At 68.6% G+C, this 20,010-nt stretch carries 17 protein-coding genes; 9 read left to right on the top strand and 8 right to left on the bottom strand.

What is annotated here, in order from left to right; all coding sequences use genetic code 11:
• Positions 1–63: 63 nt before the first annotated feature.
• Together ACWPN8_RS23215 and ACWPN8_RS23210 are read left to right on the top strand one after the other, a co-directional pair.
• Complete coding sequence (locus ACWPN8_RS23215; RefSeq protein ID WP_109447503.1) at positions 64–1,128, top strand: efflux RND transporter periplasmic adaptor subunit; 1,065 nt, start codon at positions 64–66, stop codon at positions 1,126–1,128.
• Positions 1,125–4,391 carry an efflux RND transporter permease subunit gene (locus ACWPN8_RS23210; protein WP_492242447.1) on the top strand — a complete coding sequence of 1,089 codons (3,267 nt, stop codon included), beginning with the start codon at positions 1,125–1,127 and terminating at the stop codon, positions 4,389–4,391. Before ACWPN8_RS23215 ends, ACWPN8_RS23210 begins: the two co-directional genes overlap by 4 nt.
• 9 nt (positions 4,392–4,400) lie before the next feature.
• Here ACWPN8_RS23210 and ACWPN8_RS23205 read toward each other — a convergent pair whose 3' ends face one another.
• On the bottom strand, positions 4,401–5,177 hold the full coding sequence (locus tag ACWPN8_RS23205; RefSeq protein WP_492242446.1) for an SDR family NAD(P)-dependent oxidoreductase: 777 nt from the start codon (positions 5,175–5,177) through the stop codon (positions 4,401–4,403).
• Positions 5,178–5,457: 280 nt separating this feature from the next.
• Between ACWPN8_RS23205 and ACWPN8_RS23200 the strand changes: the two genes are divergently transcribed.
• The 7 genes from ACWPN8_RS23200 to ACWPN8_RS23170 all read left to right on the top strand — a co-directional run bounded on the left by ACWPN8_RS23200 (position 5,458) and on the right by ACWPN8_RS23170 (position 11,982).
• Complete coding sequence (locus ACWPN8_RS23200) at positions 5,458–6,291, top strand: IclR family transcriptional regulator (protein WP_109447497.1); 834 nt, start codon at positions 5,458–5,460, stop codon at positions 6,289–6,291.
• Positions 6,255–7,262: a 2-dehydro-3-deoxygalactonokinase gene (locus tag ACWPN8_RS23195; RefSeq protein ID WP_109447494.1), complete on the top strand. Its 1,008-nt coding sequence runs from the start codon at positions 6,255–6,257 to the stop codon at positions 7,260–7,262. The genes ACWPN8_RS23200 and ACWPN8_RS23195 overlap by 37 nt, the downstream gene beginning before the upstream one ends.
• Complete coding sequence (locus tag ACWPN8_RS23190; RefSeq protein WP_109447492.1) at positions 7,255–7,905, top strand: 2-dehydro-3-deoxy-6-phosphogalactonate aldolase; 651 nt, start codon at positions 7,255–7,257, stop codon at positions 7,903–7,905. The genes ACWPN8_RS23195 and ACWPN8_RS23190 overlap by 8 nt, the downstream gene beginning before the upstream one ends.
• A gap of 74 nt (positions 7,906–7,979) precedes the next feature.
• Positions 7,980–8,945, top strand: a complete 966-nt coding sequence (locus tag ACWPN8_RS23185; protein ID WP_109447490.1) for a Bug family tripartite tricarboxylate transporter substrate binding protein — start codon at positions 7,980–7,982, stop codon at positions 8,943–8,945.
• Positions 8,946–9,007: 62 nt separating this feature from the next.
• Positions 9,008–9,514 carry a tripartite tricarboxylate transporter TctB family protein gene (locus ACWPN8_RS23180; RefSeq protein WP_109447488.1) on the top strand — a complete coding sequence of 169 codons (507 nt, stop codon included), beginning with the start codon at positions 9,008–9,010 and terminating at the stop codon, positions 9,512–9,514.
• Between the two features lie 39 nt (positions 9,515–9,553).
• Positions 9,554–11,071: a tripartite tricarboxylate transporter permease gene (locus ACWPN8_RS23175; RefSeq protein WP_492242445.1), complete on the top strand. Its 1,518-nt coding sequence runs from the start codon at positions 9,554–9,556 to the stop codon at positions 11,069–11,071.
• Entirely contained in the window at positions 11,068–11,982 is a 915-nt protein-coding gene (locus tag ACWPN8_RS23170) for an SMP-30/gluconolactonase/LRE family protein (protein WP_492242444.1), read from the top strand. The genes ACWPN8_RS23175 and ACWPN8_RS23170 overlap by 4 nt, the downstream gene beginning before the upstream one ends.
• Positions 11,983–12,083: 101 nt before the next feature.
• Here the strand turns inward: ACWPN8_RS23170 and ACWPN8_RS23165 are convergent, their stop codons facing one another.
• The 7 genes from ACWPN8_RS23165 to ACWPN8_RS23135 all read right to left on the bottom strand — a co-directional run bounded on the left by ACWPN8_RS23165 (position 12,084) and on the right by ACWPN8_RS23135 (position 19,809).
• Positions 12,084–12,317, bottom strand: coding sequence for a hypothetical protein (locus ACWPN8_RS23165; protein WP_199237608.1), 234 nt, complete (start codon positions 12,315–12,317; stop codon positions 12,084–12,086).
• Between the two features lie 113 nt (positions 12,318–12,430).
• On the bottom strand, positions 12,431–14,320 hold the full coding sequence (locus ACWPN8_RS23160; protein ID WP_492242443.1) for a TRAP transporter large permease: 1,890 nt from the start codon (positions 14,318–14,320) through the stop codon (positions 12,431–12,433).
• Positions 14,317–15,354, bottom strand: coding sequence for a TRAP transporter substrate-binding protein (locus tag ACWPN8_RS23155; RefSeq protein ID WP_376960419.1), 1,038 nt, complete (start codon positions 15,352–15,354; stop codon positions 14,317–14,319). Before ACWPN8_RS23155 ends, ACWPN8_RS23160 begins: the two co-directional genes overlap by 4 nt.
• Before the next feature lie 56 nt (positions 15,355–15,410).
• Positions 15,411–16,499, bottom strand: a complete 1,089-nt coding sequence (locus ACWPN8_RS23150; RefSeq protein ID WP_492242442.1) for a maleylacetate reductase — start codon at positions 16,497–16,499, stop codon at positions 15,411–15,413.
• A gap of 51 nt (positions 16,500–16,550) precedes the next feature.
• Positions 16,551–17,771, bottom strand: coding sequence for an enolase C-terminal domain-like protein (locus ACWPN8_RS23145; protein ID WP_199237607.1), 1,221 nt, complete (start codon positions 17,769–17,771; stop codon positions 16,551–16,553).
• Positions 17,768–18,769 (bottom strand): 2-hydroxyacid dehydrogenase, encoded by a 1,002-nt coding sequence (locus ACWPN8_RS23140; protein WP_492242441.1) that lies wholly within the window; start codon positions 18,767–18,769, stop codon positions 17,768–17,770. The genes ACWPN8_RS23145 and ACWPN8_RS23140 overlap by 4 nt, the downstream gene beginning before the upstream one ends.
• A 149-nt stretch (positions 18,770–18,918) precedes the next feature.
• Positions 18,919–19,809, bottom strand: a complete 891-nt coding sequence (locus ACWPN8_RS23135) for a LysR family transcriptional regulator (protein ID WP_492242440.1) — start codon at positions 19,807–19,809, stop codon at positions 18,919–18,921.
• Between the last annotated feature and the right edge of the window lie 201 nt (positions 19,810–20,010).

Raw genomic sequence — 20,010 nt, 5'->3', positions numbered from 1 at the left:
AATTAGATTATTCTTATTTAATGGTCAAGAGGTGCTTTATCCATCCCAGTCAAGGTGGCCGTCATGCCCCGTCGACCCGCCGGCCTCCTTCTGGCCGCGACGCTCCTGTTCGCCGCAGTTCCGCTGTCCGGTGCGCTGGCCCAGGCCGACGCCGGTGCCGCCCGGCTCACAGTGCGCGCCCTTATGGTGGAGGATCTGAAGGCCGTCTTCGCCACCGTGGAAAGCGTCCACGAGACGCTGGCGCGCACCCGCATCGGCGGCACCATCGCCGATCTGACGGCGAAGGAAGGGGACAAGGTCAGCATGGGTCAGGTCGTTGCCACCGTGCATGACCCGAAGCTGCCGCTGCAACTGGCGGCGCTGGACGCGCGCATCCAGGCGCTCCAGGCGCAGCAGCATCAGGCCGGCCTGGAGCTGGACCGCGCCCGGCAGCTGCGGGCGAGCGGAACGGGGACGCAGCAGCGGCTCGACGACGCGCAGTCCGCCGTGGACGTGGCCCGCGCCCAGATCGCCGCCATGACGGCGGAGCGGGCGGTGGTGGTGGAGCAGATGCGCGAGGGCGCGGTGTCCGCCCCCGCCAACGGCCGCATCCTCCAGGTCAAGGCAATCGACGGCGCCGTGGTGATGCCCGGCGAGACGGTCGCCAGCATCGCGACGGAAACCTACGTGCTGCGCCTGCGCCTGCCCGAACGCCATGCCCGCTTCATGCACGAGGGCGACCCGGTGCTGGTCGGCGACCGCGGCCTCGCCCCGGTGATGCCGCCCGGCGGCGAGGCCGCGCCGGACGCGAAGCCGCTCGACCTGAAGCGCGGCACCGTCCGTCAGGTCTATCCCGAGATGTCCGGCGGTCAGGTGGTGGCCGACGCCACGGTGAGCGGGCTCGGCGACTTCTTTGTCGGCGAGCGTGTGCGCGTCTACGTCGCCACCGGCACGCGGCAGGCATTCGTCATTCCGCCCGGCTATCTCCTGCGCCGCTTCGGCACTGACTTCGTAAGGCTGGCCGACGGGACGGAGGTGCCGGTGCAGGTCGGCGGTGCGATCCCCGGGGTCGGCAACCAGCTCGGCGGGATCGAGGTGCTGTCCGGCCTGAGGCCCGGCGACGTGATCGTCCGCCCGGACGGTGCATGATGACGCTCGGACTTTCCGGGGTGCTGACGCGGACCTTCATCCGCTCGCCCCTCACCCCGCTTCTGCTGCTGGCCTCGCTGGTGGTCGGCACGGTCGCCCTGCTCTCGCTGCCGCGGGAGGAGGAGCCGCAGATCAGCGTGCCGATGGTGGACATCCTGGTTCGCGCCGACGGGCTGAAGGCGGACGACGCGGTCGAGCTGGTGACCAAGCCGCTGGAGGAGATCGTCAAGGGCATCGACGGGGTCGAGCACACCTACAGCCAGACCCTGGACGACCGCGTCGTCGTCACCGCCCGGTTTCTCGTCGGCACCTCGGCGGACGACGCGATCCTGCGCGTGCACGAGAAGGTGCGGGCCAACCTGAACCGCATCCCGCTCGGCATTCCGGAGCCGCTGATCGTCGGGCGCGGCATCGACGACGTGGCGATCCTGACCCTGACGCTGGCCCCCCGGCCGGACACGGCGTCGCGCTGGACCGACACCGCGCTGTATGGCGTGGCGGACGAGCTGCTGGCGCAGCTGGTGCAGGTGGAGGATGTCGGCCGCAGCGTCATCGCCGGCGGCCATCCCGACCAGATCCGGGTGGAACCGGATCCGGAGCGGCTGGCTCTGTTCGGCGTCACGCTCAACCAGCTGGTCGACAAGGTGAGGAGCGCCAACCGCGCCTTCATGGTCGGCTCGGTGCGCGCCCAGGGCGGCAGCCTGCCGGCGCTGGCCGGACAGACGCTTCAGGGAACCGCCGACATCGGCCTGCTGCTGGTGACCGCCCGCGACGGGCGCCCGGTCTATGTCAAGGATGTGGCCGACATCGTTATGGGCTCGCGGCCGGACGAAAGCACGGCCTGGAACCTGCTGCCCGACGGCAAGGGCGGGCTCGTCCAAACGCCGGCGGTCACCATCGCCATCGCCAAGCGCGCCGGGGCCAATGCGGTGACCATCGCCGGGCGCGTCCTCGACCGCGTGCAGGCCATCCAGGCCGGGCCGCTGCCCAGGGACTTGACGCTGACCGTCACCCGCAACTACGGCGAGACGGCGGACGAGAAGGTCAACGAACTGCTGTTCCACCTGGCGCTCGCCACCGTGACCATCGTCGGGCTGATCGTGCTGGCGATCGGCTGGCGCGAGGGCATGGTGACGCTGATCGTCATCCCGACCACCATCCTGCTGACCATGTTCGCGTCCTGGCTGATGGGCTACACCATCAACCGCGTCAGCCTGTTCGCGCTGATATTCTCCATCGGCATCCTGGTGGACGACGCCATCGTCGTGGTGGAGAACATCGACCGGCACTGGTCGATGCGCGACGGCCGCAGCAAGGTCCAGGCCGCCATCGAGGCGGTTGCGGAGGTCGGCAACCCGACCATCGTCGCCACCCTGACGGTGATCGCCGCACTGCTGCCGATGATGTTCGTGTCCGGCCTGATGGGCCCCTACATGAGCCCGATCCCGGCGAATGCGTCGGCCGCCATGGTTTTCAGCTTCTTCGTCGCCATGGTGCTGACGCCCTGGCTGATGGTGAAGCTGCGGCCGGGCGAAGCCCCGGCTGGGCACGGCGATGAACAGGGCGGCGGGCATGGCGATAAGCAGGGCGGCCTGCTGGGCCGCTTATACCTCACAGTCGCGCGCCCGGTCATCCGCAGCAGGCGCCGGGCCTGGGCATTCCTGCTCGTGGTCGGCGTGGCGACGCTGGCCTCGACGGCGCTTTTCTACACCAAGGACGTGGCAGTCAAGCTGCTGCCCTTCGACAACAAGTCCGAACTCCAGGTCGTCGTGGATTTGCCGCGCGGGGCGGCGCAGGAGGATACCGGGCGCGTGCTGCTGGCCGCCGCCCGGAAGATCGCCGACCTGCCGGAACTGGCGAGCGTCCAGGCTTATGGCGGCACCGCCTCGCCCTTCAACTTCAACGGTCTGGTGCGCCATTACTATCTGCGCGACCAGCCGGAGCAGGGCGACCTGCAAGTCAACCTCGCCCCCAAGGGCGAGCGCCACCGCAGCAGCCACGACATAGCGCTCGACATCCGGGCGCGGCTGAGGAATCTGGCCGTTCCCGACGGCACCTCGCTCAAGGCCGTCGAGGTGCCGCCCGGCCCGCCGGTGCTCTCCACCCTGCTGGTCGAGGTCTACGGTCCCGATGCGGAGACGCGGCGCAAGACGACGGGCATCGTCCGGGACGCCTTCCGCAGCGTGGACTTCATCGTCGATGTGGACGACACCGTGCGTGCGCCCGGCGAGCGGCTGCGCTTCGCGCTGGACCGCGAGAGCCTGGAGTTCCACGGCGTCGAGGAGCAGGCGGTCTATGACACGTTGCAGGCGCTGGTCGGCGGCGTGCCGGTCGGCTACTCGCATCGCGGGGCCGGACGCACCCCCATCGAGATATCGGTGCGGCTGCCGAAGTCGGGCCTGTTCCTGTCGGAGCGCATCCTGGCGACGCCGGTGCCCGGCGCCCGCGGCACGGTCGAGCTGGGCGACCTCGTCACCATGGCGCGGGAACCGGCGTCATATCCGCTGTTCCGCCGCAACGGCCGCTTTGCCGAGATGGTGATGGCAAATCTCGCCGGACGCTACGAGGCGCCGGTCTACGGCATGCTGGCGGTGCAGGAGCGGCTGAACCGGATCGACTGGAAAGCTGCCGGGCTCACAGCAGCGCCGGACATCCTGCTGCATGGACAACCCGACGACCAGAGCCGGCCTGCGCTGCTGTGGGAGGGCGAGTGGGAGATCACCTACGTCACCTTCCGCGACATGGGTGCCGCCTTCGCGGTGGCGATCCTCGGCATCTACCTGCTGGTGGTCGCGCAGTTCGGCAGCTTCAGGCTGCCGCTGGTGATTTTGGTGCCGGTGCCGCTGACCCTGATCGGCATCGTGGCAGGACACTGGCTGTTCGGGGCCGCCTTCACCGCGACCTCGATGATCGGCTTCATCGCCCTGGCGGGCATCATCGTGCGCAACTCCATCCTGCTGGTGGACTTCATCCGCCATCTTCGGGACCGCGGGCTGCCGGTGCGGGAGGCCGTCCTCGAGGCCGGGGCGATCCGCTTCAAGCCGATCCTGCTGACCGCCGTGGCGGCGATGATCGGCGCCGCCTTCATCCTGACCGACCCCATCTTCCAGGGGCTGGCGATCTCGCTGCTGTTCGGCCTGCTGAGTTCGACGCTGCTGACCGTGCTGGTCATCCCGGCGATCTACGTCGTGCTGCGCGACGATGCCCCTGCCCTGCCGGCCCGGAGCGGCCGATTGGCCGAAACTTCAGGCCGGAGGGAATAGCCAGCCGGCTCAGGGCATGTACTGGCCGCCGTTGACGTCGAGGATCTGCCCGGTGATGTAGCCGCTGCAGGCATGCGAGGCGAAGAACAGAAAGGTCGGCGCGCATTCCTCCGGCTTGCCGAAGCGGCCCATCGGGAAGCCGGCGCCGATCCGGGCCTTGGTGTCCGTGTCCTTGTCGGCGTGGAAGGCGGTGTCGAAGGTGCCGGGCGACACCGTGTTGAAGCGGATGCCGTCCTTCGTGTGGAAATTCACCCAGTTCTTCTGGATGTTGTGCAGCCACGCCTTCGCCGCACCGTACAGCCCGGCGCCGGGGCCGCCGCCGGTGTAGCCGGCGACCGAGCCGACCAGGATCACCGACGCGGTGGTGCCGCTCTGCGTGGCGGACGCCTTCAGGTGCGGCAGCGCGTATTTGGTGACCATCAGGGCGGAGCGCGCGTTCAGGTCGGTCACCGCGTCGAAGAATTCGTCGTCGATCTCCTCCAGCGGCTTGCGCGCGACCAGACCGCCCGCGTTGTTGATCAGTACGTCGATGCCACCGAAGCGGGCGACGAAATCCTCGACCAGACGCTTTGCACCCTCGCTGGACGACACGTCGCCGGGCAGGAAGGCGACCTCGCCGTCCAGCGCGTTCAGCCGGGCCAGCGTGGAGTCGAGGTCGGCCGGCGCCTTGCGGCCGTTCATGCCGACCAGCGCGCCGTGGCGGGCGAACGCCTCGACCGCCGCCAGACCAATTCCCTGGGACGACCCCGTCACCAGAACGCGCCGGCCTTTCAGATCATCGAACATGCGTGAGCCCTTCCTTCACTCGTGTTGAAAACCGCGAAGCGCGGTGCGGCCCGCGCTCGACGCAAACAATGTCTCAAATATTGAGATATAACTCTCAATATCATCAGGATGTTAGGAGCTGACCATGGCTGGGTCAAGATTGGCCGTATCAGCGCGTCATATTGCCTTCTTTATAAATGTCTCACTATATGGCATCATTGCTGTTAGATTTGACAACATACAACGTGGCCACTAAGGTCCCGTCACCGAGGCGACACGAATGCCCACCAGAATCGATCCCATGACCCAGCCCGTTGACGCGATCGACCCGGCCACACCCGAAAGGCGGCAGGCCGCCGGAACGCAGACCCTGCTCCGCGGGCTGGCGGCCATCGAGTGCGTGGCGACCGGCACGACCGAGGTGAAGGGCATCGCGGCCCGGCTGAACACGCCGCGCAGCACCGTTCACCGCATGCTGAACAGCCTGGTGGCGGAGGGGTACCTGCACCATGTCCCCTACAAGGGCTATCTGCTGGGACCGAAGCTGATCGAACTCGGCATGAGGGCGCTGGAGCAGCGGCCCTTGGTGGCGCTCGCCCGGCCCCACATCGAGGCGCTGGCCCAGCGCACCGGCGACACCGTCCATCTCGGCGTGGTCGACGGCGACGAGGTCTTCTATCTCGACAAGATTCCGAGCACGCGCGGGCTGGAGATGCGCTCGCGCGTCGGCCTGCGCATGCCGCTGGCCTCGACCGGCATCGGCAAGGCGCTGATGCTGGGGATGCCGCCGTCGCGCTGGCGTGCGCTGCACGACGCGGTGGCGACGGCGCCGGACACGGTGGGCGGACGGCCCGGGCCGCTGCCCTGGCCGAAATACGAAAAGCTGATGGCAGGCTTCCTGCGGCGGGACTGGGTGCTCGACCTCGAAGAGAACGAGATCGGCGTCCGCTGCGTCGGCGCGCCGGTGCGCGACATCAGCAACCAGGTGGTCGCCGCCATCAGCGTGGCGAGCGCGGTGCCCTACATGCCGGACGAACGGATGGCTGAACTCGGACCGGTGGTCCGCGCGGCCGCCGATGCGATATCGAAGGAATTGGGATGGAAACAGGACGGAAGCGCGACGGGGCGGCCCTGATCGCGCTGGACTGGGGCACCTCCAGTCTGCGCGGATTCCTCATGGACGGCGCCGGCATGGTGCTGGAGCAGCGCGCCAACGCGCACGGCATCCAGAATCTGCCGCAGCCCGGCCTGCCCGGCTTCGAGCAGGCCTTCGCCGAGCTGTGCGGCGACTGGCTGGCCGGCACTCCGGGCGTCCCGGTGGTGGCCGGCGGCATGGTCGGCAGCGCCCAGGGCTGGGCCGAGGCGCCCTATGTCGCCTGCCCGGCCGACACCGGCACGCTGGCCGGCCACGCCATCGCGGTGGACAGTGCCGCCGGCGTCCGCATCCTCATCGCCCCCGGCGTCACCTACGCCCCGCCCGACGCACCGCCCGACATCCTGCGCGGCGAGGAAATCCAGATCGCCGGCGTGCTGGCCGACCGTCCGGACTGGGCGCGCGAGGCCTGCATGGTGCTGCCCGGCACCCATTCCAAATGGGTGCAGATCGAGGACGGGCGGATGACCCGTTTCGCCACCTACATGACCGGCGAGCTGTTCGCCGTGCTGACCAAGCACTCGATCCTCGGCCGCCTGATGCCGGCGGATGTGGAGGCCGATGCTGACGCCCGCGACGCGGCCTTCGCCGACGGCGTGCGGGCGGCGCAGGCCAGCGGCCCAGGCGACCTGTCGCACCAGATCTTCGCCGCCCGCACGCTCGGCATCACCCGCCGCATGGCGCCGGAACTGCTGAAGGATTTCCTGTCCGGCCTGCTGATCGGGCACGAGATGGTCTCCGGCCTCGCCCGGATGGGGGCGGCGCTGGGCAGTGGCCGGCCGCTTCTGCTGATCGGTGACGGCTCGCTGTGCCGCCGCTACGTCCAGGGGCTGGCCCTGCTGGGCATCGAGCCCACCGCCCGGCTCGAAAACACCGCGCCCAAGGGGCTGTTCCAGTTCGCCATCGCCGCCGGCCTGATCGCGCCGCCGGCCGGAAAGGACACACATGTCTGAAGACACATTGAAGGCTAGGCTCGACGCCGCCTTCGCCGCCCTGCCGCTGGTCGCCATCCTGCGCGGCCTGAAGCCCGCCGAATGCGAGGACGCCGCCCGCGCCCTCTACGAGCGCGGCTTCCGCCTGATCGAGGTGCCGCTCAACTCGCCGGATCCGTTCGACAGCATCGCCGCCATCCGCCGCATCCTGCCGCAGGACGCGCTGGTCGGCGCCGGCACCGTGCTGGAGGTGGCGCAGGTCGCCCGCCTCAAGGAGATCGGCGCCGATCTGGTGGTGATGCCGCATGCCGACACCGCGGTGATCCGCGCCGCCAAGGCGGCCGGACTGGCCTGCGTCCCCGGCGTCGCCACGGCGACCGAGGCCTTCGCGGCTCTGGCGGCCGGCGCCGACGCGCTGAAGCTGTTTCCGGCCGAGCAGATCAACCCGACCATCGTCAAGGCGATCCGCACCGTGCTGCCGGCCGGCACCCGGCTGCTGCCGGTGGGCGGTATCGCCCCCGACACCATGGCCCCCTTCCTGGAGGTCGGCGTCGCCGGCTTCGGGCTGGGATCGGCGCTCTACAAGCCGGGCATGACCGCAGCTGAGATCGCCGAGCGGGCCGACGCCTTCGTCGCGTCCTGGACCGCGCTCAACCCGCGCTGACTTCACGCGGGCGGCGAAGCCGTCCGCTTTTCCTTATCCGCACCCCATCAAGCAAAATTCGAGGGAGAACGTTTATGAAGGGTTATCGCCTCCTGACCGGCGCCGTCGTCGGCGTCCTGGCCACGGCCAGCCTGATTGCCGGCGCGCAGGCCGCCGACTACCCGACCAAGCCGATCGAGCTGATCGTTCCCTATGCCGCAGGCGGCGGCACCGATCTGGTCGCCCGCGCCTATGCCGACGCCACCAAGAAGCACCTGCCGCAGGCGATGGGCGTCGTCAACAAGACCGGCGGCGGCGGCGCCGTCGGCCTGACCGAGATCATGGCCGCCCGCGCCGACGGCTACAAGGTCGGCATGGGCACGGTGGAGATCACCCTGCTGCCGCACATGGGCGTGGCCCGCTTCTCGGTCGACGACTTCACCCCGATCGCCCGCCTGAACGCCGAGCCGAGCGCCATCACCGTCAAGGCCGATGCGCCCTGGAAGACCATCGAGGAGTTCCTGGCCGACGCCAAGGCCAACCCCGGCAAGGTCCGCATCGGCAACTCCGGCACCGGCGCCATCTGGCACCTCGCCGCCGAGGCGCTGCAGAACAAGACCGGCCTGACCTTCAACCACATCCCGTTCGACGGCGCCAACCCGGCCGTGACCTCCCTGCTGGGCGGCCACATCGAGGCGGTGTCGGTCAGCCCGGCCGAGGTGTCGAGCCAGGTTGCCGGCGGCCAGCTCCGCATGCTGGCGGTGATGGCCGACGAGCGCTCCAAGGCGTTCCCCGACGTGCCCACGCTGAAGGAGAAGGGCATCGACCTGTCGGTCGCCACATGGCGCGGCATCGTCGTTCCGAAGAAGACCCCGGCGCCGGTCGTCGAGACCCTGCGCAAGGCCAGCAAGGCGGCGGCCGAGGAGCCGGCCTTCCGTGAGCAGCTCGCCAAGATGAACCTGACCTGGGCCTATGCCGACGGTCCGGAGTTCGGCGCCGCCATGCAGAAGGACAACGCCTTCTTCAAGGATCTGATGACCAAGCTCGGCATGGCCAAGTAACACGGAAACGCGCCGGTCCGGCAGCCGCCGGGCCGGCGTTCCGTTTCCGAGGAGTCCGACTGATGAGCAACGCACCTGTCCAGGGCGGCGGGGCCGGCGCGCCCCTCTCCACCAAGATCGCCAATCTCGTCATCGCGGTCGTGCTGATCGCGGTGGCCGCCGCCGCCATCGCATCGACCGGCGATTTCCCCAAGACCATGCTGGCCGCCGACGTCGGCCCGGCCCGCTTCCCGATCATCCACGCCTCCGTGCTGATCGTGCTGTGCCTGATCCTGATCGCCAACACGCTGCGCATGCCGACCATCGCCGACGATACCCCGCCGGTCGGTGTCGCCGGCTATGCCGGGGTGGCGCTGGGCATCCTCGCCACCGCCGCCTGCCTCTACGCCATGGAGTATGTCGGCTACGCCGTCGCCACGGTGGTCTACATGGCAGCCCTGATGTGGCTGATGGGGCAGCGCAGCCCGCTGTGGAATCCGGTGATCGCCGTTGTCGTGACCGCCGTCATCTATTTCACCTTCCAGAGCGCCCTCCAGGTGCCGCTGCCGGTCGGGAGCCTGTTCGAATGACCCCGTCGTCCCGCCTCACTCCCGCCAAGGAGCGCCGCCATGCATGAACTCGGCATGCTGATGAACGGCGTCGCGACGCTGGCCGCCAACCCGATGGCGCTGCTGCTGTCCCTGGTGGGCGTGGCGCTCGGCATCGTCATCGGCGCCCTTCCCGGCCTGACCGCGACGATGGGCGTCGCCATCCTGCTGCCCTTCACCTTCGGCATGGACCCGGTGTCCGGCCTGCTGATGATCTCCGGCGTCTTCTTCGGCGGCGTCTATGGCGGCTCGGTGACCGCCATCCTGCTGAAGATCCCCGGCACGCCTGCCGCCGCCGCAACCGCGATGGACGGCTTCGAGCTGACCAAGAAGGGCATGGCCGGCGTGGCGCTCGGCACCGCCACCCTGTCGTCCTTCCTCGGCGGCATGGCCAGCATCCTCGTGCTGATCTTCCTGGCGCCGGTGCTCGCCGGCTTCGCCCTGGAGTTCAGCGCATCCGAAAGCTTCGCGCTCGCCGTCTTCGGGCTGAGCATCATCGCCAGCATCTCCGGCAAGTCGGTGGTGAAGGGGCTGATCGCCGGCTTCCTCGGCCTGCTGATCGCCACCGTCGGGATGGACCCGATGGGCGGCTTCCCGCGCTTCACCGGCGGCTACACCGAGCTGTTCAACGTCCCCTTCATCCCGGTGATGATCGGGCTGTTCGCCGCCGCCGAAGCCTTCAAGTCGATGGAGGACCCGAAGGTACGCCTCGGCATGGCGGCAGCACTTGGCCGCATCATCCCACCCTGGGCGACCTACAAGTCGCTGCTCGGCGTCGTGTCGCGCTCCTCGATCCTCGGCATCGTCATCGGCATCATTCCCGGCGCCGGCTCCGACATCGCCGCCTACGTCGCCTACAACGAGGCGCGGCGCTTCAGCAAGACGCCGGAGAATTACGGCAAGGGCGAGCTGGGCGGCGTGGCCGCCTGCGAGGCCGGCGCCAACGGCTGCACCGGCGGCGCGCTGCTGACCATGCTGACGCTGGGCATCCCCGGCGACGCGGTGACCGCCGTGATGCTGGGCGCCCTGACGCTCCAGGGCCTGCAACCGGGTCCGCTGCTGTTCAAGGAACACGGCGATCTGGTCTTCACCCTCTTCGCCGGCATGATCTTCTGCTATGTCGGCATGCTGGTGCTGGGGCTTGGTTCGCTGCGCTTCATGGGCCGCATCCTGCAAATGCCGAAGTCGGTGCTGACGCCGGTCATCCTGGCGCTCTGTGTCGTCGGCACCTATGCCATCAACAACAGCCTGTTCGACATCGGCATCATGCTGGCCGCCGGCGTCGCCGGCTACTTCATGCAGAAGTGGGACTTCCCGGCCTCGCCGGTGGTGCTGGCGCTGATCATGGGACCGATGGCCGAGGCCAACTTCCGCCGCGCGCTGTCGCTCTCGGGCGGCAGCTACGACTTCCTCTACAGCCGGCCGATCACCGCGGTGCTGCTGACCGTCGCCATCCTGACGATGCTGCTGCCGCTGGTGAAGCGCTGGCGGGCCGAGCGGGCGGGCGTATCGGGCGGACCGGTGGAAGCAACCAAATGACCGCCGTCACCACCATCGGCCTCGACGCCGTCATCGAACCGGACCTGCGCAACGGCACCGGCGAGAATCCCGTCTGGGACGCCGACCGCCGCAGCTGGACCTGGATCGACATCCCGGGCCGCCGCATCCACCGGCTGGACCAGTCCAGCGGCGTGCGGCAGGACTGGACGCTGCCGGAGCCGGTCGGCAGCCTCGCGCTGCGGCCGGACGGCGGTGCGGTCGTCGCCTGCCAGACCGGTCTCTTCGATGCCGACCTGCCCGAGGCGGGGAGTGAAGCAGTGCTCAGCCGCCTCGCCGATAGCCCCTTCCCGACGGAGGGCATGCGCTTCAACGATGGGCGCTGCGACCGGCAGGGGCGGCTGTGGGTGTCCGCCATGGTGATGGACATCGCCAAGGGCGACCCGTCCGGCGCGTGGTACCGCTTCACCCGCGCCGAGGGGCTGGTGGAGACCGGGCTGACCGGCTTCGTCATCCCCAACGGCTCCGCCTTCAGCCCGGACGGCCGGACGCTCTACGCGTCGGACAGCCACCGCGACGTGCGGATGGTGTGGGCCTGGGACTACGATCCGGAGACCGGCACCGCCGGCAACCGGCGTCCCTTCATCGACATGCGGGCGATGGTCGGGCGGCCGGACGGTGCGGCGGTCGACGCCGACGGCTGCTATTGGATCTGCTGCCTGGACGAGGGCTGCATCAAGCGCTTCACCCCGCGCGGCGATCTCGACCGCCGCATCGAGGTGCCGATGCGCAAGCCGACCATGTGCGCCTTCGGCGGGGAGGGCTTGCGCACGATGCTGGTCACCTCGCTCAGCCGCGGCCCGGCCGATCTGGCCGAGGACCCCCATGGCGGCCGGGTCCTGATGTTCGACGCCGGCGTCCAGGGCCTGCCGGAGCCGCGCCTGACCCGCTGAGGGCGGGGCTTCTGCCTCCCTGCTACACGACAAAGCCGGCTGGTCTCACAGCCGGCTTTGTCCGTTTTCGACGACGGAGGCGAAGACGATGCCGGGCGGCCTCAGCGCGCCGCCTGACGGTCCCAGCTGTCATTCACTGCGGGCGACAGGCGGTGCTTCATGATGCGCTGGCTGGGCGTGCGCTCGAACCCCTCCACCAGGGCGATGTAGCGCGGGTTCTGGTAGGGCGCCAGCTGACGGCCGAGCCAGTCGGACAGCGCCGGGATGTCCACGGTGGCGCCCAGCCTGGGCTTCACGAACAGCTTGATGTCCTGCTCGCCGACGTCCGCCTGCACGCTGCGGCGGCCGGATCGGTCTCGCAGCGCTGACCGGCCTCCCAAAAACAAAGCCGGCCCCGGAGTGAACCGGAGCCGGCTTGAGCAACCTGCCAAAAGACCGACGATACGGGTTACAGGAAGCCGGTCGAGATCCAGGGAATGGCCGCGACCAGCGCCAGTCCGGCCAGCAGCGCCGCCAGATAGCCCATGATCGGGCGCATGCCCTCGTCCGGGTTGACCCGCCCGATGGCCGAGGCGACGTAGAAGCCGACGCCGAAGGGCGGGGCGAACAGGCCCAAACCCATGGCGAGGATCACCACCATCGCATACTGCACCTCATGCACGCCCATCTCGCGGGCGATGGGGAACAGCAGCGGGCCGAACAGCACGATGGCCGGGATGCCTTCCAGAACGCTGCCCAGGATGATGAAGGCGACGATGGACACCGCCAGGAAGGTGAAGGAGCCTCCCGGCAGGCTGGCCATGAAGTGGGCCAGATCGGTCGAGAAGCCGGAGCGCGTCAGGCACCAGGCCATCCCCGTCGCGGTGCCGATGATGAACAGGATCGCCCCCGACAAGGCCGCGGTCTCGACCAGCATGGGGACCACCCGCCGCCAGTCGAAGCGGCGATAGACCAGCAGCCCGACGGCAACGGCATAGACGATGCCGATGGTCGACACCTCGGTCGCGGTGGCGACGCCCTCGATCACCGCGGTGCGGATCACGAAAGGCAGGGCGAGCGCCGGCAGCGCCACCACCAGGCTTTTGCCCAGCTCGCTGCCGGTCGGCCGGCGCACCCCCGACAGGTCTTCGTTGCGGTAGCGGTGCCGCACGACCAGGCACAGCATCACCGCCAGCAGCAGGCCGGGCAGCAGTCCGCCGGTGAAGAGGGCGGCGATGGAAACCCCAGTGACCGAGCCGATGGTGATCAGCACGATGCTGGGCGGAATGGTCTCGGTCTGCGCGCCGGTCGCGGCCAGCAGCGCCACCAGATCGCCCGGCTTGGCGCCGCGGTTCTTCATCTCCGGGAACAGCACCGGGGCGACCGCCGCCATATCGGCGGCCTTCGATCCGGAAATGCCGGAGACAAGATACATCGCACCGATCAGCACATAGGACAGGCCGCCGCGCACATGGCCGAGCAGGTTGGCCAGCACCGCCACCATGGCGCGGGCCATGCCGGTCATCTCGATCAGCAATCCGAGGAAGACGAACAACGGCACCGACAGCAGGATCAGGTGCGACATGCCCTCGTCCATCCGGCCGATGACGACGAGCAGCGGCACCTTCGTGGTCAAAGCGAGATAGCCGAAGCTCGACAGCCCGAAGGCGAAGGCGATGGGCACGCCGGCGAACACCGACCCGGCCACCACGACCACGAAGAAGACCAGCAGGTTGATCTTGCCGAGATCGGCCAGCACCGGCTGGAGGACCGTGAACAGTGCGGCGATGGCCGCCACCGCCGCCAGGGCGCCCGCCACCAGCCGGACGTCGCCCACCCGTGCCAGCCGGACCAGGGCCGTCGCGATCATCAGCCCGAGGCCGGTCGGCAGGGCCGCCGCGCGCCACATGTTCGAGATCTGCAGCGCGGGCGTGGTGATCTCCAGCTCCTCCCAGGCGAATTCGCCAGCCGGCAGGATGACCAGCAGCAGGAAGCAGAGCGCCGCCGCCACTGCGAAGACGTCGAGGAAGGCCCGCGCGCGGGGCGACGCCCAGCTGACGAAGGCGGTCATCCGCATATGCTCGCCGCGGCGGAAGGCGACGACGGCCCCCAGCATCGCCAGCCACAGGAACAGGATCGACGCCAGCTCGTCCGACCAGGTGATCGGAGCGTGGAGTACGTAGCGGGCGACGATGCCGGTGAAGAGTATCACCACCTCCGCCGCCACCAGAAGCGCCACCGGCAATTCGGACAGCCAGCCCAGAAGCCGGTCGACCTGCGCCAGCCACGGGCTGGCGCCGTCGGAAGGACCGGCAGCGGACGGGCCGGCGGTGGACTTGTGATCCACCACCGCCGTCATGTCAGGGCCCCCACCGAGCTTTCCAGGGCGCTCCAGGCCTCCTCGCCGTATTTGGCCTTCCATTCGCCGTAGAAGCCGGACTTGCGCAGAACCTCCCGGAACGGCGCCGGATCGACCTTGTTGAAGGTCAGACCCTTCTGCGAGAGCGAGTTCTGCAGCGCTTCGTTGAGGCCGGCGATGTCCTGGCGCTGCTGCTGCGCGCCGTCATTCAGGTTGCGGCTGACGATCTGGCGCAGATCCTCGGGCAGCCCGCGCCAGGACCGGCCGTTGGTGACGATCCAGGAGCCGTCCCAGACATGGTTGGTGATCGAGCAGAATTTCTGCACCTCGTAGAATTTGGCGGTGTCGGCGACCACCAGCGGATTCTCCTGCCCATCGACCACGCCGGTCTGGAGGGCCGCATAGACCTCGCCCAGGTTGATGCTGGTCGGCGATGCGCCCAGCCCCTTGAACAGCGACACATAGACCGGGCTGACCGGGACGCGGATCTTGAACGCCGCCAGATCGGCCGGCCCGGTGATCGGCTTGGTGGCGGTGGTGATCTGGCGGAAGCCGTTGTCCCAGATGCGCTCGAAGGCGTGGAGGCCGGCCTTGTCGAAGCCCTTGCGGATCACGCCGCCGAGCTGGCCGTCCATCGCCTTCCAGACCGCGTCGTAATCCTTGAACGCGAAGCCCATGCCGTTGATCGAGGCCACCGGGACCAGTGTGGACAGGATCAGGCCGCCGGTGCTGAAGAACTCGATGCCGCCGGAGCGGACCTGCGCCAGCAGGTCGCTGTCGCCGCCGAGCTGGCTGTTGGGGAAGACGGCGATGTCGACCTTGCCGTTGGTCTCCTTGCGGATGCGCTCGGCGGCCTCGACGGCGCGGACGTGCAGCGGGTGGCTGGCAGGGAAGCCGTGGCCGAACTTCCAGGCGAATTCCGCGGCGTGCGCCTTCGAGATGAAGGGGGCGGCCAAGGGGACGGCCAGGGCGCCCGCCGCGGTGGCTGCCAGAAACTGTCTGCGCTTGATCGTCATGGTGGGCTTGATCGTCATGGTGGTTCCTCCCTTTTTTGCGTTCTCTGCTCCGGTTCGGCTCCCAGCGCCGGCCCCTATCGGCCCGGATGCGACCCTGGGCGGCGCCCCTCCACCGCCGCGGCGAGGATGCCGCGCACGGCCTCCTCGGTCACCGGTCCGGGGTTGTAGCGGTTGTCGGTCTCGACGGTGATGCGGGCGGCCTCCGCGATCCGGTCGGCGGAGAAGCCGACCTCGGTCAGGCGCGTCGGCAGGCCGACCGTTTCCATCACGTCGAAGATGGCGGCGCCGACGTCTGCCACCCCCATGGCGGCGGCAAGCCGCTCCATCGCCTGGGGGGCGAAGGGCGCATTGTAGGCCGCGACATGGGGCAGCACCAGCGCATGGGACAATCCGTGCGACACGCCGTAGGTGCCGCCCAGCACATGGGCGACGCCATGCTGGAGGGCGAAGCCGCCGGCCAGCGCCGCACCGGCGAGATGGGCGCCGTAAAGCAGGTCGGCACGCGCCTCCGGATCGTCCGGACGGGCGGCCACCCGCGGCAGCGCGTCCATGATCGCCCGCGCGCCCTCCATCGCCGCCGGCACGATCACCGGGCTGATGGTGGGGGTGTAGATGGCGTCGACGCAATGGGCGAGCGCGTTCATGGCGCTGGCCATGCTGACATCCACCGGCAGCCCGAGCGTCAGCGAGGGATCGTAGACGACGGTGCCGGCCAGCATGCGCAGGCTCTGGTGCATCCGCTTGACGCCGTCGATGGTGATTCCGCAGAAGCCGGTCATCTCGGAGCCGGAATAGGTGGTCGGCACGGCGATGATCGGCAGCCCGAGTTCCAGCGCGATGGCCTTGCCCAGACCGATGGAGGCGCCGCCGCCGACGCTGACCAGACAGTCGGCGCCCATCTCGCGCGCCCTGGCCCGGCCCCGGATGGCCAGTTCGATGGGCACCTGGGAAATCGCTTCCGGCAGGATGCCGATGCAGCGGCTACCGAGGCGGTCGGCGACACGCCCGCCCATGGCGCTGCGGCCGGGCGTGGAGACGACGAGCGCGCGTTCGGCCCCCAGCCGCTCCACCTCTCCGTCGATGCGGTCGACCGCGCCCGCCCCGAAGACGACCCGCGACGGCAGCGCGTTGAACACGTCGCCCGGGGTGTTGAAGTCTCTCATGATCGAAATCCGTCCGATGAAACAGGAAGGCCGCGCCTTACCGATTGCGGCTTACCAATCGACGATGGTGCCGTCGTCCAGGACGGCGGAGGTCGTGTGCATCACCTCCGGCTTGAAGGGGTGCTTGGCCGCCTCATCCTCGTTCACCTCGATGCCGAAGCCGGGAACGTCCGGCACCTCCCAGTGGCTGCCGGTGCGGCGGATCGGCGTCTGCACGACATCGTCGTACCAGGGCACCGCACCGCTCATCTCCTCCTGGATGACGAAGTTCGGGGTGGAGATGTCGAAATGCAGGGCAGCGACGCCGGCCAGCGGGCCGTTGGGATTGTGGGGCGCGATGCCGATCAGCTCCGCCTCCGCCAGTGCCGCGATCCTCTTCCCTTCCAGCAGGCCGCCGGTGTGGTTCAGGTCGGGCTGGGCGATGTGCACCGCCTTCTGGGCGAAGACCGGCATGAATTCCCTCAAGCCCACCAGCCGCTCGCCCGACGCGATGGGGCAGTCGGCCTGCTCGGCGATGCGGCGCAGCGCCTCGGTGTCGCCGGGCTGGACGGGCTCCTCGCAGAACATCGGCCGGTAGGGCTCCAGTTCGCGGATGTAGCCCATGGCGGCGGCGATGGAGCCGGGTCGGCCGTGGAAGTCGATCATGATGTCGACGCCGTCACCCACCGTGTCGCGCAGCGCCTGCATCATCTTGCCGACATGGCGCTGGGCCGGGACCGGGGCGCTATGGGCACCATAGGGGATGAACACCACCTTCAGCGCGTCGTAGCCCTTCTCCGTCACCGCGGCGGCGCGCTCCTTCAGCGAGCCGATGTCGAAGGTCTCGTACACCGACTTCATCTCGCCGAGGCCGAGATGGGTGTAGACCCGCACGCGGTCGCGGACCTTGCCGCCCAGCAGGCGCCACACCGGCAGGCCGACGCTCTTGCCGAAGATGTCCCACAGCGCATGCTCGATGCCGCTGATCGCCGTAACGCCGACCATGCCCAGCTTGTAATAGCTGAACTTGTTCATCGCGCGGACACACTGCTCGATGTCGCGCGGGTCGCGGCCGAGCACGGTCGGCTCCAGATCCTCGACGGCGCCGGTGACGGCCCGCGTCTTCCAGTTCAGGCTGGCCTCGCCCCAGCCATACAGGCCGGGCTGGTCGGTCAAAACCTTGACGAAGATCCAGTTGCGCATCTCGGCGTTGACGACGAAGGTCTTCACGCCGGTGATCTTGATCGGCACGCCGGCGCTGCGGCGGGCGAGGTCCTCGGTGTCTCGGATCATGGGAAGCTCGTGTTCTGTAAGGCGGGCCGCGCTGCCGGAGCAGGCGCCCGCACAAGGTTCAGCAGCGGTTCGCCGGCAATCAGCCGGTCGATGTTCCGGGCGATGAAGGCATAGCGGCGTTCGGGCAGCCGGGTGGTCCAGGCCGAGGAATGCGGGGTGCAGACCGCGTTCGGCAGATCCTCGAAGCGGAAGCGCGCGGGCGCCACCCGGTCGTCCGCCCCGGCCGGATAGCCGTACCAGACGTCGAGCACCGCACCGCCGATGGTCCGGCGCTGCAAGGCGCCGTACAGCGCCTCCTCGTCGGCGATGGGCGCGCGCGATACGTTGATCAGCACGCCGGTCGGCTTCATGGCGGCGAGTTCGGCCGCTCCGATCAGCCCGCGTGTTTCATCGGTCAGCGGGCAGGCGATCACCACGAAATCCGACTGCGCCAGCATCTCCGGCAGGCGGTCCGGCGGCAGGATCGCCTCGGCCAGACCGTCGGGGTCAGCCGCGAATTGATCCACGGCGAGGATGCGCATGCCGAAGGCCGCCGCCCGCCGGGCAATCATCCGCCCGATGCGGCCGAAACCGATCAGCCCCAGGGTCAGGCCGTGGATCTCGCCATGCGGCACGCGCGCCCGGTAGACGTCGGACCAGCTGTCGGTGGCGAAGGAGCCGCGCAGGGCATCGGGACGGATTTCCCAGTTCAGCATCGCCGCCATGACGAATTCGGCGATGGGAATCTCATGTTCAAAGACGTTGCACAGGCTGGCTCCGGACGGCAGGGAGGCCATGTCGATGCCGTCCAGCCCGGCCCCCGGCACATGCAGAAGTCGAAAATCCGGAACGGACCCATCGTTGCGGGAGAAACGCAAAGACACGACCACGTCGTCCGCGGTGATCGCCGAATCGAAGTCTGGCGAGTGGGCGGCCTCACGGGGAAGGGAAATGATCTCGCAGGGTGTCGTCAGGAAAGCGCCGAGCTTGTCCTTGTGATTGGCTGCTTCCCCAATCATGAAGACTTTCATTGGCTTGATCCTCCGTTATGCAAACGATAGGGCCAACGAACTGAGTAGGTCCAACTTTTAAAAATGATCGATTGATAAGGAGAAGTTTTCACCGGCCCTGTTTCTACCGGCGGAGATCGTGCCGGAGGCACGTTCGCTCAGGAGACCAGTTCACCGACGGTCGCGGCGACATCGAGGAATGTCTGGATCGCCGGGGATGTGTCGTCGCTCTGGTAGGCGACCCCGAGCGTCAGGTAGGGAGCTGGCCCGTCCAGCGGGCGGTAGACGACACCCGGCCGCGCGAACTGCTGAAGATCGGAGGCGATGAGCCCGATGCCGAAGTCGGCGGCGGCCAGCGCGATGATCGATTGGGCAGGCGAGGCTTCGAGGATCAGCTCCGGACTGAACCCCGCCTGCTGGCACAGGCTGATGATCTCGTCGTACAGGCGCGGACCGATCACGCGCGGGAAGATGATGAAGCGCTGCCTGGACAAATCCTCCAGCCGCAGGCGGGGCCTCTCCGCCAATGGGTTGCGGTCCGACAGCACGACATTGAAACGGATGCGCGCGATGAGGTGCGACGACAGCGACTGGTCGTCGAGCGGCGGATGGAAGATGCCGACATCGATGGCCCCCGCCCTCAGGGCCTCCTCCTGCTCGGACGTCGTCATGACATGCACGTTCACGCCGAAATTGGGCAAGGCCGTGCGGAACCGGTGCATGATCTCGGGGAAGACGATGTAGAGCGCCGGTGCGGTCATGCCGACCGACAATTGCCCGATCTCGCCGCGGTCGGTCTGGCGCGCGAGCTGTGCGGCCCGATCCATCTGGTTCAGGATCTTCCGGGCCTCGCCCAGGAAGGACTTGCCGGCCCTCGTCAGGGAAACCCGCCGCTTGTTGCGGTGGACCAGCTGGACCTGAAGCTCGTCCTCCAGCTGCCGCAACTGCTGGCTGAGGGCAGGCTGCGTGATGTGGCACCGCGCGGCGGCACGGTGGAAATGCAGCTCCTCGCAGAGCGCGACAAAGAACTGGAGCCTGCGACGATCCATGCTGCGGAGATAAGATCATTGGGCCAGCGCTGTAAAGGCGGGATGGGCGGTCCGGCGCGCCTGCGCCCGCCACCTGCGGCGGCAGGACGGTGCGCGCATTGCGATAGGCTGCTCCCGGTTCCCCAGAAAAATCCAATCGAGCCAAACATCTGTTGCACCGGCCAAGAGTCGATGACTATAGTGCGAACGATTCGCATTATC

The organism is Azospirillum sp. UENF 112521, assembly GCF_058780665.1.
The sequence above is the reverse complement of the archived record's forward strand: the minus strand, read 5'-3'. Positions and strand labels throughout refer to the sequence as shown.